The organism is Vibrio frigidus (assembly GCF_042465995.1).
In the GTDB taxonomy this organism is placed as follows: Bacteria; Pseudomonadota; Gammaproteobacteria; order Enterobacterales; family Vibrionaceae; genus Vibrio.
Map to the genome: position 1 here is coordinate 1 of NZ_JBCDMC010000067.1, position 255 is coordinate 255.

A 255-nucleotide genomic window follows, 5' to 3' on the forward strand; every position below is an offset into this window, starting at 1 on the left:
CATGCGCTTTACGCCCAGTAATTCCGATTAACGCTCGCACCCTCCGTATTACCGCGGCTGCTGGCACGGAGTTAGCCGGTGCTTCTTCTGTAGCTAACGTCAAACAATAAGCGTATTAAACTTACTGCCTTCCTCACTACTGAAAGTACTTTACAACCCGAAGGCCTTCTTCATACACGCGGCATGGCTGCATCAGGCTTTCGCCCATTGTGCAATATTCCCCACTGCTGCCTCCCGTAGGAGTCTGGACCGTGT

Annotated in this window: 1 rRNA gene; it reads right to left on the reverse strand. The window is 52.2% G+C overall.

The features are described 5' to 3' along the window. Positions 1–255: ribosomal RNA gene (locus tag AACW90_RS23135) — 16S ribosomal RNA — on the reverse strand; the annotation flags it as partial.